This window comes from Streptomyces sp. NPDC004266 (assembly GCF_042874095.1).
GTDB lineage: Bacteria > Actinomycetota > Actinomycetes > Streptomycetales > Streptomycetaceae > Streptomyces.
Genome location: NZ_JBIAMM010000002.1, coordinates 437,650 through 450,010 on the forward strand (window position 1 = coordinate 437,650; position 12,361 = coordinate 450,010).

Annotated in this window: 8 protein-coding genes; 1 reads left to right on the plus strand and 7 read right to left on the minus strand. The window is 71.3% G+C overall.

From position 1 onward, the window contains the following. Positions 1-11: 11 nt before the first annotated feature. The 6 genes from trxB to ACFYUZ_RS06805 all read right to left on the minus strand — a co-directional run bounded on the left by trxB (position 12) and on the right by ACFYUZ_RS06805 (position 9,229). On the minus strand, positions 12-977 hold the full coding sequence (gene trxB / locus ACFYUZ_RS06780; protein ID WP_389306790.1) for a thioredoxin-disulfide reductase: 966 nt from the start codon (positions 975-977) through the stop codon (positions 12-14). Positions 978-1,116: 139 nt separating this feature from the next. Then, complete coding sequence (locus tag ACFYUZ_RS06785; protein ID WP_389306791.1) at positions 1,117-2,064, minus strand: anti-sigma factor family protein; 948 nt, start codon at positions 2,062-2,064, stop codon at positions 1,117-1,119. Next, complete coding sequence (sigM, locus tag ACFYUZ_RS06790) at positions 2,061-2,765, minus strand: RNA polymerase sigma factor SigM (protein WP_389306792.1); 705 nt, start codon at positions 2,763-2,765, stop codon at positions 2,061-2,063. The genes ACFYUZ_RS06785 and sigM overlap by 4 nt, the downstream gene beginning before the upstream one ends. Positions 2,766-2,788: 23 nt before the next feature. Beyond that, entirely contained in the window at positions 2,789-4,480 is a 1,692-nt protein-coding gene (locus ACFYUZ_RS06795) for a serine/threonine protein kinase (protein ID WP_389306793.1), read from the minus strand. 117 nt (positions 4,481-4,597) lie between these two features. Continuing rightward, positions 4,598-6,829, minus strand: coding sequence for a murein biosynthesis integral membrane protein MurJ (gene murJ, locus ACFYUZ_RS06800; protein ID WP_389306795.1), 2,232 nt, complete (start codon positions 6,827-6,829; stop codon positions 4,598-4,600). Between the two features lie 45 nt (positions 6,830-6,874). Then, positions 6,875-9,229: a DUF6049 family protein gene (locus ACFYUZ_RS06805; RefSeq protein ID WP_389306796.1), complete on the minus strand. Its 2,355-nt coding sequence runs from the start codon at positions 9,227-9,229 to the stop codon at positions 6,875-6,877. A 243-nt stretch (positions 9,230-9,472) separates the two neighbouring features. On the opposite strand from ACFYUZ_RS06805, the gene ACFYUZ_RS06810 reads away from it, so the two are divergent. After that, complete coding sequence (locus ACFYUZ_RS06810) at positions 9,473-10,939, plus strand: CCA tRNA nucleotidyltransferase (RefSeq protein WP_389306798.1); 1,467 nt, start codon at positions 9,473-9,475, stop codon at positions 10,937-10,939. A 75-nt stretch (positions 10,940-11,014) separates the two neighbouring features. On the opposite strand, the gene ACFYUZ_RS06815 is transcribed toward ACFYUZ_RS06810, so the two are convergent. Beyond that, positions 11,015-12,286 carry an MFS transporter gene (locus ACFYUZ_RS06815; RefSeq protein WP_389306799.1) on the minus strand — a complete coding sequence of 424 codons (1,272 nt, stop codon included), beginning with the start codon at positions 12,284-12,286 and terminating at the stop codon, positions 11,015-11,017. Positions 12,287-12,361: the final 75 nt, after the last annotated feature.

Sequence of the window (12,361 nt, forward strand, 5' to 3'; positions counted from 1 at the left end):
AGAGACAGGGGTCAGACCGCGGGGGTCTGGGCCAGCTTCTCGCTGTCGGCGAGGGCGGCCAGGAAGCGCTCGGCGTCGAGTGCGGCGGAGCAGCCGGTGCCGGCGGCCGTGATGGCCTGACGGTAGGTGTGGTCGACGACGTCACCGGCGCCGAAGACACCCGTGAGGTTCGTGCGCGTCGACGGGGCGGCGACCTTGAGGTAGCCCTCCTCGTCCAGGTCCAGCTGGCCCTTGAAGAGCTCGGTCCGCGGGTCGTGGCCGACGGCGATGAAGAGGCCGGTGACGGGGAGCTCGCGGGTCGCGCCGGTCTTCGTGTCACGCAGGGTCAGACCGCTGAGCTTCTGCTCGCCGTGGATCTCGGTGACCTCGCTGTCCCAGGCGAACGAGATCTTCGGGTCGGCGAAGGCGCGCTCCTGCATGGCCTTGGAGGCGCGCAGGGTGTCCCGGCGGTGGACGATCGTGACGGACTTGGCGAAGCGCGAGAGGAAGGTGGCCTCCTCGATCGCGGTGTCGCCGCCGCCGACGACGGCGATGTCCTGGTCCTTGAAGAAGAACCCGTCGCAGGTGGCGCACCAAGAGACGCCACGGCCGGAGAGCACGTCCTCGTTGGGGAGGCCGAGCTTGCGGTGCTGGGAGCCGGTGGTGACGATCACGGCCTTCGCGCGGTGCACGGTGCCGGCGGTGTCGGTGACGGTCTTGATGTCACCCGTCAGGTCCACGGCGATGACGTCGTCCGGGACCAGCTCGGCGCCGAAGCGCTCGGCCTGGGCCCGCATGTTGTCCATCAGGTCCGGGCCCATGATCCCGTCACGGAAACCGGGGAAGTTCTCGACCTCGGTGGTGTTCATGAGGGCGCCACCGGCGGTGACGGCACCCTCGAAGACCAGAGGCTTCAGCGACGCTCGGGCCGTGTAGAGCGCAGCGGTGTAACCCGCGGGACCGGAGCCGATGATGATCACGTTACGGACGTCGCTCACGGGTTTCTTCCTCGTCTCTGCAGACTGCCACTGCCTACGGGGGCGGTTGTCTCGGTCGCTCTCACCCCACCCAACGGATCCTAAGGGGCGTGCATTCCCGAGACCGCCGCGCGGCACCGTGGCCGGGCGTGGAGAGAGGTCAGGAGCGAGGGTACGTCGTGCTGAGGAGGAGGTCGGCGGCCGGGCTTCCGCTCTCCGTGGGCCGCTGGGCGCAGGAGGCGTCGAGGACGTAGGCCCGGACCCGTGTGCTGTCCGTCGGGTCCGTCAGGACGACCAGATAGGCGGGGGTGCCCTGGTATTCGCCCTTCTCGTAGCCGAGTACGCCGTCGCTACGGCCGGTGCCTGCCAGGACACAGCCGGGAACGGCGTTGTCGCTGTGGCGTTGGGGCGTGTCGCCACCGGATTCGGCGGACATGGATTCGGGCCCGATCCCCTGGGGGGTCTTGGGCGAGCGGTTCTCGGTGAGGAGGGCGTGGACGCGGTCCTCGACGGGTGCGCCGGAGAAGGGGCTGAGGGTGGCGCCCGCGACGGTGTCGGCCTTCTTGGTGTCCTCGCCCGCGCTGCCTGCGGTGAGGTTGCCCGCCTGGCTGAGGTACAGGCTCGTTCCGAGCACCATGGCTCCGAAGGCGGCACCGAGTGTGGAGAGCAGTGCGATCCGGCGTCGGCGGGGCTTTCGGGGGCGCCCGGGTCCGGTGCCGGCCCGGGGGCGTCCGGCGGGACGGTCCGCGGCCGGGTGGGGCGCTGCGGGAGGAGCGGTCTCGGCCACCTCGGCGGAGGAGCGCGATGTTTCACGTGAAACGGGGGCGTCGCGCTCCGGCGAGGTGGCGTTGAGGAGGGCTTCGGCGGCCAGGGCGGCATCGATCCGTCCGGCGATCTCGGCGGGCATGCGGGGCGGTCCCGGCAGGGTGCCGAGCAGGCCCCGGATCTCCTCCAGGGAGGACCGCACGTCGGCGCAGAGAGGACAGCCGTCCAGGTGCCGTCGTACGGCGGCCGAACGGGTCGGCGAGAGCAGTCCCTCGGTCAGATCGGAGATCTCCGAGACGTCCGGGTGCTGTGTGGTGTCGGCCCTGCCGGCCGTGGAAGTCACGTGCGCCCACCTCCGCCCTTCACAGCAGCTGGATCTGTCGGTCCGGTATCCGTCGGCCCCGGCACCTGTGGGACGGATGTCCCCGGCGTCCGGTTCCTTCCCCCTTCGGCGGCCTCGTTACCCACGGTGTCGGCGCGCAGATGAGTGACCATCGGAAGGAGGCGTGCCCGCCCGCGTGCGCAGCGGCTCTTCACGGTCCCGGTGGGGACGCCGAGGATACGGGCCGCCTCGGCGACGGGGTATCCCTGCATGTCGACCAGGACGAGGGCGGCCCGCTGGTCCTCGGGGATCGCGTCGAGCGCGGAGAGCAGCTGGCGGTGGAGGTCCTGACGCTCCACGGGCGCCTCGGCCGACTCATGGGGGTCGAGGAGCTGCTCGAAGCGGTCGGTGTCGTCGACGGGCGAGGTCTTGCGGGAGGCGGCCTTGCGCGCGCGGTCGAGACAGGCGTTCACCGTGATGCGGTGGAGCCAGGTCGTGACGGCCGACTGCCCGCGGAAGGTGTGGGCGGCCCGGAAGGCGGAGATCAGAGCGTCCTGGACGGCATCGGCGGCCTCCTCGCGGTCGCCGAGCGTCCGCACCGCGACCGCCCACAGGCGGTCGCGGTGACGGCGGACGAGCTCACCGAAGGCGTCCGGGTCCCCGGCGACATGGCGTTCCAGGAGTTCCCGGTCGTCCGTGGTGTCGTCTGTCGGTCGGTCCAACGGTGAGCCCCTCCCCAGCGTCGTCAGCCCATGACCTTCACTTCGGCCAGCTGGCCGCGGTACTCGCCGTCGGTGAGGGGCAGCTCTGTCAGCCAGACCAGAACGTAGCGGGTCGTGACCGGCTTGGTGAGCTTCAGCTTCAGATCGCTGCCGGTATCGGACGCCTGAGTGGTGAACCCGTCGGCCGTGGAGGGCGCCGAGGAGGCCCCGGCGGCCGCCGTGCGGATCTCCACCGAGGTGCGCCCCACGAGCGACAGGTCGACCTCGCTGACCTTCTGGGACGAGCCCAGGTCCAGCACGATCCCGACGCCGGGCTTCTGGTTGCCGAGGTCGGCGCTGGCGTAGTTCTTGGTGTGCCAGAAGGTGCTCGGGTCACCGTCGAACGCGTTCGCCACGGCCTCCGGGTACTCCTCGCCGTTGCCCCCGGGGGGCGGGTCGAAGTCCTCGGCGGACGAGATGGCGATCGGCTTCGGGGGCGCGGGCTTCTCGTCGACCGAAGGCTGCACTATGGGGGTCTCGTCCGTGGGCTCCGGCGCGAGCAGCCGGTCCGCGATCTGCCAGCTGCCGAGGCCCAGGGCGGCGATGAGGAGGGCCGACACGGCCCACTTCATCGCCTTGCCGGTGCGGCTCTGCAGCGGGGGCGGCGGGACGATGACCGGCTGGGTGACCGGGGGACGCGGCTGGGGGCGTCCGTAGGTGCCCTGCTGGTACGTCGTGTGCTGGTACTCGGGCGGGGCGGTGAACTCCGGCTCCGGCGGCTTGACGCGGGGCATCGCCGCCACGGCCTTGGCCAGCTCGTCCGGGGTGGTGCAGGGCGGCTCCTGACGCGAGGCGGTGGCCCCGTCGTTCGCGAGGGCGCGCATGGCGATCTCCGCGAGGCCGCGGTGGACGCCCGCGCGCACCTGGTCGGGCGGGAGCAGCCCGACGCCCTTCGGGAGGCCGGAGAGGCCGTGGGCGTCGTTCTCGTACGGCCAGCGCTGGGTGAGCGCGGCGTACAGCAGGGCGCCGATGGCCTCGGTGTCGCTGCGCTGCGGGCGCTCGGCGGTGATGCCGCGCAGGGCTGCGTTCACGGCGAGGCCGCGGATCCGGTACTGGCCGGTGGAGCTCCGCAGGACGGCGCTCGGGGTCAGCCGGAGGTGCGCGAGGCCCTCGCGGTGGGCTGCGGCCATGGCCTGGGAGACCTGGCTGACGAGCTGGTACGCGTCGTGGGGCTCCAGGGGGCCGGCCGCGAGCAGCGCGGTCAGCTCGGTGGAGTCGGGCAGCCACTCGTGCACGACGTACACGAGGTCGTTCTCCTCGACGGCGTCGAGGACCTGGACGAAGCGGGGGTCGCCGAGGAGGGCCGAGGAGCGGGCCGCGGCCAGGACCGACCGGGCCCTGGGGTGGTCGGCCGGCAGCAGGTGGACGCCGACCGCGCGGCGCAGCTTCTCGTCGACGGCGCGCCAGCTGCTGAACCCGTCCAGACGGGTGACGCACTCCTCCAGCCGATAGCGTCTGGCCAGTTTGTGGCCGCTGTGCAGCTCGGGTGCCGTGATGGGTGGCTGTTCGCCGCTCTGTCGTTCGACCGCCTTGCTCTCCGTGGCCTCGGCGGTCTTCTCCGCCGTCTTCTGCTCTTCCGCCACCCCGTCGGTCGCGGCCGTGTCCGCCTTGGCGGTCAGCGGATCGTCACCGCTGTTGTCGGCCACGTCGACGGCAGCCGTGCTACGTTCCGCCACCGTCGTTCCTGCCTCCCCATCCGTTGCGCCACATCCAACAGCCAAGCCAATTGTGCCCACAGTCGGACGCTATGCACGACACGCGGTTCCCGCCGATGGTTGTGCGGGACCGATGGTTCAGCGTCCCAGACGTCCGCGGACCATGCCCACCAGGCTGTTGAGCTCCGCGATCCGCATGCGCTTCGCCGCGACGAAGAAGACGCCGAGGAGCGCCGCCCCGCCGACCACGAGGGCGGCGAGCGAGCCCAGGGCGCCCTCGCCCAGCAGCTTCAGCAGACCGAAGCCGACGGCGCCGGCGACGAGCGCGGCGGGCACGGAGGCCATGCAGAGGCGTGCGTAGGTCCGCATCACGTGGGTGCCGTCCAGGTCGCCGCCCAGGCGCTTGCTGAGCCGGCGCCACGCGATGCCGACGCCCACGGCATAGGCGAGCCCGTACGAGGCGGCCATGCCGACGACCGCCCACTGGGCGGGCAGGACGACGTAGCAGACCGCCGAGGCGGCCGCGTTGACGGCGGCGACGATCACCGTGTTGTAGAAGGGCGTCCGGGTGTCCTCGTAGGCGTAGAAGCCGCGGAGCACGACGTACTGGACGGAGTAGGGGATCAGGCCGAGGCCGAAGGCCATCAGGATGAAGCCCATGCCCTGGGCGGCCTCGACGCCGCTGGAGGCGTAGAGCAGGGTGCACATCGGGACGCCGAGCGCCAGGAAGGCGAAGGAGACCGGGACGATCGCGACGGCCGAGTTCCGCAGGCCCTGCGAGATGTCGTCCCGGACGGCGCCGGGGTCGTCGTCGTGGGCGGCGCGGGAGATCCGCGGCAGCAGCGCGGCCATGACGGAGACCGTGATGATGGCCTGCGGCATGCCCCAGATCAGCTGGGCGTTGGAGTAGGCGAGGAAGCCCGCGCCGTTCTTCCCGGACTCCTCGCCGGCGGCGGTGGCGAGCTGGGTGACGACCAGGACGCCCGCCTGGTTGGCGAGGACGAAGAGGACGGTCCACTTGGCCAGCTTGACCGTCTTGCCGAGCCCGTGGCCCTTCCAGTCGAAGCGGGGACGGAAGCGGAAGCCCGTCTCGCGCAGGTACGGGATCATCGCCAGGGCCTGGACGACGAGGCCGAGCAGGGTGCCGACGCCGAGCAGGCGGATGCCCTCGTCCGGGATGGTCTGCACGCCCATGTGGGACTCGGCCGAGGTGCCGTAGACCCAGATGAACAGGCCGAAGGTGACGATCATGACGATGTTGTTGAGGACCGGGGTCCACATCATCGCGCCGAACTTGCCGCGGGCGTTGAGGATCTGTCCCATCACCACGTGCACGCCCATGAAGAAGATCGTGGGCAGGCAGTAGCGGGCGAAGGTCACGGCCACACTGTTGGCCGCGGCGTCGTCGGCGATGGTGTTCGACATCAGCCGGATCAACAGCGGCGCCGCGAAGACGGCCAGGGCCACGATGATGCCGAGCGCCACCATGACCAGGGTGAGCAGACGGTTGGCGTAGGCCTCGCCGCCGTCCTCGTCGTTCTTCATCGACCGGACGAGCTGGGGGACGAAGACCGAGTTGAGGCCACCGCCGACGGTGAGGATGTAGATCATCGTCGGCAGGGTGTAGGCGATGGTGAAGGTGTCGCCGAGCAGGGCCGCGCCGAGCGCTCCGGTGATCACCAGGCTGCGGACGAAGCCGGTCAGACGGGAGACCAGGGTGCCGGCCGCCATCACCGCGCTCGACTTCAGCAGTCCGGAGGCACGGCCGGACTTCTTGGGGGCGGGCGCGGGCAGCGGGTCCGGCTCCGAAGTGGGCGGGGGCACCTGCCCGGGCGCCTGCTGGTCCCGGTAGAGGTGCGCGAACGCGTCCGGCTCGGGCGCCTCCTCACCGGCCCGGGTCACCAGGTCGTCGACGCCGGTGAACTGGACCGTGCGCGCGTCGTCGCCGTACGGCAGGTGGCGGGAGGGGCCGTCCGGCTCGGGCGCCGGGGTCTGCGCCCACACCCGGGGGTCGGGGGCGTGCTGCGGCGCGGCGGGCTGCTGGTAGAGCGCGTTCGGGTCCTGGTAGGTGCCGGGCGGGGGCGGCGGGTGCGCGGCGCGGTCGTAGAGCGCCTCGGTCACCGGGTCCTGCGCGGACATGTCCTGGGCCCGGTACGGGTCGTGGGCGTAGGCGTCCTGGACGTAGGGGTCCTGGACGTACGGGTTCTGCGCGTAGGGGTCCTGGCCCTGCGGGTCCTGGGCGTAGGGGTCCTGTCCCTGGGGGGACGGCACCGGCGGGTGGCCGGCGCCGGGAGGCACCGCGGGCGTCCCACCGGACGGCGCCGGGCCGCCCGCGCCCTGGCCGCGGTCACCGTCGTACGGCGCGTTCATGGTTACCCCACCTCATCGTCCCCGGCCGACCGGCCACGACATCGCTCAACGGTCCACTTTCTCACCCAGGCCCGACGGGTCGCCGCTTTCGGGTCCGGTGTCCGGTGTCGGGTCACTCGGCTGCACGGGTTCGTCCCCGTGGGGCTCCCCCTCGCCGGACTCGTCCCGGCCGGGCTCCGGAGCGGTGCCGTCCTCGGTGGCCTCGGCCGCCTCGGCCTCGGCGTTCCGGGCGGCCACCCGCTTGCGCTGGCTGTACATGCGCACGCCGGCGAGAACGAGGAGGAGGACACCGCCGGCGATCACGAGCATCACCGTGGGAGTGATCTCGGAGACCTTCACGGTGAAGTCCATCGGCTGCCCGTACGGGGTGCCGTCCTCGGTGTAGAGCTGGGCCGTCATCGGCACCTGGCCGTTGACGTTCGCCGAGGCGGTGAACTTCACCGACTGGCTGTGTCCGCCGCCGACCTTCACCGGGAGCTCGGCGTACCTGTCGCCGTTCAGCTCCAGCCGGTTCTTGTTGGCGGAGGTGAGGCGCAGGACCAGGTTGTCCACGCCCTGGAGAAGCTTGTTCTGGACGGTCACGGGGATCGTCGCGCTGCGGCCGGAGAGCGTGAGGTCGGACTTGTCGACGAGCTGGACGCCCTTGGTGAGGGTCTGCAGGTAGTCCAGGACGTTGTTCCGGTAGATCGCGGCCGCCCGGGCCTCACCGCGCCAGGAGGTCGACATCTCACGGTTGATCGCGTTGCCGAACGGCGTCACGACGCGTTCCGGCTGGGTCAGGATGACCTTGAAGTCGTTCAGCTCGTCCCGGGTGGTCTTCATGTCGCGGAAGGCCTGGACCGGGAGCTCCCGGTCGCGCAGCGCCTTCGGGTAGCGGGAGCTGCTCGGCACCGCGGTGGAGGCGTCCGGGTCCGGCTTGGCCGCGGCGGCCGCGAGGAGGTCGCTCGGCTGGCTCCAGCGCCGGCCGGAGAGGCCCCCCAGGGCGGTCGCCATGGCCTGCGCCTGGGAGGCGGTCGGCATCCGCTGCGGGGCGACCACGATGCTGCGCTGGTCCTCCGGCTGCTCCAGGGTGATCGCCAGGGACTGGGCGAGGAACTCCTGGACCGCGAGCGTGGAGCCCTCCGCGCGGACCATGTCCCCCTCGAAGGCGGTGGACAGGAGCGCGTCGCTCACCACGGCCGTGGTGCTGCCGTTGCCCAGGGGGCGGGCGGCCGTGGGCGTGTAGGGGAGGTCGTCGCGGACGCTGTCGCTCCGGGCGATCACCTTGTCGGCGCCGGCCGAGGTCGCGACCGCCGCGATGGAGGGGTCCACGGCTCCGTCGGCGGGCCAGGCGAAGTCGGTGGACGCCGGCACGTGGAGGACGGTCTCGACCGTCACGCCCGCCAGGGCGGTCGCCGACTGGAGGTGTCCGAGGGAGCCGGGGACGTCCTTGCCCCGGTGGGCCAGCGAGGCCAGGTCGGGGTCCGCGAAGGGCAGGGCGACGACCTTGTGCCCCTGGACCGCCTTCTCCAGCGCGTCCAGCCACCGCTCGGCGAGGGCCTGGTTCCTGCCGGGGACGTCCAGGTCGCCGTCCTTCACGCGGTAGCCGTTCGCCATGGCGTCGACGGAGGCCAGCAGGTCCGGGTCGACCACCCAGGTGACCGGCAGGTTCCTGCCCAGCGAGACCAGCTGGTCCAGGCGCCCGCCCGGTCGCAGCTCGGCCGCCAGGGCGTCGTCCTCGAAGACCGGGGTCTGCTGGTCGTCCGTGGCCGTCTGTGCCGAGACGTGCGCCGAGGCGATCAGCGGCCAGAGGTAGGTGATCTGGGTCTTCTTCTCGGTGGGCTCCGGCTGGTACGGCAGGAAGGTCCGCTCGATGCCGAGCACCCGGTCGTACTGCCGGTCCGAGGTCTGCCCGGTGAGGGAGACGCCCAGCTGGTAGACGCCCTCCTCGTCGAGTTTGAGCTCGGCGACGGGGACGGACAGCGAGAAGTCGGCGCTGAGACCGGCCCCCAGCCGGGGGATCTTGACGGTGGGGGCGTCCGCGAGGGGAGCGGGGTCGCTGTCGTTCCGGAAACCGGTGCGCCCCGTGACCTGCTCGATCTCGCTGCGGCTCGTCATCCTCGGTCCGACGCGCAGGTTCACGGTCGCGTCGGTGACGGTCTTCTTGCCCCGGTTGGTCACCGTGCCGGTCACGGTGACGGTGTCGCCCGCGACGGGAGCGCTCGGGGCCAGCGTGTCGAGGGACACATCGACGGTCCTGGAGCCGGTGCCGTCCTCGGCGGTGGTCGCCGGAGCGGCGACGACCGGGCCCTGAAGCAGGCCGGCGAGGAGGGGTGCCCCGAAGGCGACGGTGATCGTGCGCCGCAGCCATCGGCGGGCAGGTGAGGGACCGGTTCCCTGGATGTCTGCCGCCTCGGCCACGCGTTCGCCCGTCCTCGTCGTTGTCTGTGATGCCAGTGGTGTCGGTGGTTCCCGGTTGCTGTGTCCAGGCATGGTAACGAGGCACGCGGGGGGCAAGTGCCGGGGAGTGCTCCAGGCGATCTTCGACCGACCGCCGACGACGCCGCCCGGCGTCCGCGCCCGGCGGGGAGCGGACGCCGCACGCCCTCACCCGCTGGAAAACGAGGACATGGCGGTGAGCCGGGGCACGTACCCTTTTCTGTTGTGCCGAACGCCAACGAAGACACCCCGACTGCACTGAGCCAGGTGCAACGCCGCGCGGTCAGCGAACTGCTGCGTGTGTCCCCTGTCGCCGACGACCTCGCCCGCCGTTTCCAGGAGGCCGGGTTCAGCCTCGCGCTGGTCGGCGGCTCGGTGCGGGACGCCTTGCTCGGCCGGCTCGGCAACGACCTGGACTTCACCACCGACGCCCGCCCCGAGGACGTACTGAAGATCGTCCGACCGTGGGCCGACGCGGTGTGGGAGGTCGGCATCGCCTTCGGGACCGTCGGCTGCCAGAAGGACGCCCGCGTCGGAGACGCTGTTCAGCGCTTTCAGGTCGAGGTCACCACGTACCGCTCTGAGGCGTACGACAGGACCTCCCGGAAGCCCGAGGTCTCCTACGGCGACTCCATCGACCAGGACCTCGTCCGGCGTGACTTCACCGTCAACGCCATGGCCGTGGCCCTTCCCGAGAAGGAGTTCATCGACCCGTACGGCGGCCTGGAGGACCTGTCCGCCCGGGTACTGCGCACGCCGGGCACGCCGGAGGAGTCCTTCTCCGACGACCCCCTGCGCATGATGCGGGCCGCCAGGTTCGCCGCGCAGCTGGACTTCGAGGTCGCTCCCGAGGTCGTGACGGCCATGAAGGAGATGTCGGGCCGGATCGAGATCGTCTCCGCCGAGCGCGTACGTGAGGAACTCAACAAGCTGCTGCTCTCGGCACACCCCCGGAAGGGCCTCGGGCTCCTCGTGGACACCGGCCTCGCCGAGTACGTGCTGCCCGAGCTGCCGTCGCTGCGCCTGGAGAGCGATGAGCACCACCGGCACAAGGACGTCTACGAGCACTCGCTGACCGTGCTCGACCAGGCGATCGACCTGGAGGAGGACGGCCCCGACCTGGTGCTGCGCCTCGCCGCCCTGCTCCATGACATCGGCAAGCCGCGCACGCGCCGCTTCGAGAAGGACGGCCGGGTCTCCTTCCACCACCACGAGGTGGTCGGCGCGAAGATGACCAAGAAGCGCATGACCGCGCTCAAGTACTCCAACGAGATGATCAAGGACGTCTCGCGCCTCGTGGAGCTGCACCTCCGCTTCCACGGCTACGGCACCGGTGAGTGGACCGACTCGGCCGTGCGGCGCTACGTCCGTGACGCGGGCCCGCTGCTGTCGCGGCTGCACAAGCTGACCCGCTCGGACTGCACCACGCGGAACAAGCGCAAGGCGAGTGCGCTCTCCCGCGCCTACGACGGGCTTGAGGACCGCATCGCCCAGCTCCAGGAGCAGGAGGAGCTGGACGCGATCCGACCCGACCTCGACGGCAACCAGATCCAGGAGATCCTGGGCATCGGACCGGGGCCGGCCATCGGTCAGGCGTACAAGTTCCTGCTGGAACTCCGGCTCGAGAACGGACCGATGGAGCACGACCAGGCCGTCACCGCGCTCAAGGAGTGGTGGGCAGCGCGCGACTGAGCCGGGACGGCGACCGGGCGGGCCGGTGTTTCACGTGAAACACCGGCCCGTGCGACGCTCTGAAGGGGTGGTGTTTCACGTGAAACACCGCCCCTTCCGGCTTTCCCGGCGCAAGAACGCGGCGATCGCCGCGTAGATCACGGCCACCAGCACGACCAGCAGGGGCGACCGGCCGTCGGGCGGCAGCATCAACGCCGCGACCCCCGCCGCGCCCACGAAGGCGACGTTGAACAGCACGTCGTAGAGGGAGAAGACCCTTCCCCGATAGGAGTCGTCCACGGCCGTCTGGACCACCGTGTCCGTCGCGATCTTGGCCCCTTGGGTGATGAGTCCGAGGACGAAGGCGGCGACGAGGAAGGGGGCCGGAGTGAAGGACAGCCCGAGCGCCGGCACGAGGACGGCGGCCGCAGCCGTGCACACGGTCATCCAGCCGAAGGGACCGAACCGTCCGACCGCCCAGGGCGAGAGGACGGCCGCCGCGAAGAAGCCGGCACCGGACGCTGCGACGGCGAGCCCGAGAAGGGCGAGGCCGTCGGAGTCCGTGGAGCTCCAGGCGTAGCGGGAGAGCATGAGCACGGTGACGAGCAGGGCGCCGTAACAGAAGCGCATGAGGGCCACCGCGATGAGTGCCCGGGCGGCGGGGCGTCGTTCGGCGAGGTGCCGCATCCCCGCGGCCATACCGTGGGCCGTCGACTTCAGGGCCGAGGCGAGGGGTTGGGCCACGGGGGCGGCATCGGGGCCGAGGAGTTCCCGGGACATCCGCAGGGAGGCGAGGGCGGCACAGAGATAGAGGACGGCACCGAAGGCCACCACGACCGCGTCGGAGTCGTCGGCGAGGAGCCGGACACCGAACGCGAGGCCGCCGCCGAGGGTCGCGGCGAGGGTGCCCGCGGTGGGCGAGACCGAGTTCGCCATGACGAGCCGCTCTTCGTCGACGACACGGGGGAGAGAGGCCGAGAGCCCTGCCAGGACGAACCGGTTGACGGCGGTGACGGAGAGGGCGGAGGCGTAGAAGAGCCAGTCCGGCACGGAGGCGAGGACGAGGAGGGCGGTCCCGCAGGCCAGCAGGGCGCGCAGGAGGTTGCCGTACAGGAAGACCTGGCGGCGCTGCCAGCGGTCGAGGAGCACTCCGGCGAAGGGACCGACGAGCGAGTACGGGAGCAGGAGCACCGCCATGGCGGAGGCGATGGCACCGGGTGAGGTCTGTTTCTCGGGGGAGAAGACGACGTACGTGGCCAGGGCCACCTGGTAGACGCCGTCGGCGCATTGGGAGAGCAGCCGGACGGCGAGCAGGCGGCGGAAGTTCCGCAGGCGCAGGAGTACGCGCAGATCACGTACGACGGACATGGCAGCAAGACTCACATACGACGAGGGCCCCCGGGCAGTGGCTCGGGGACCCTCGCTCGACAAGCGTGCGGCGCT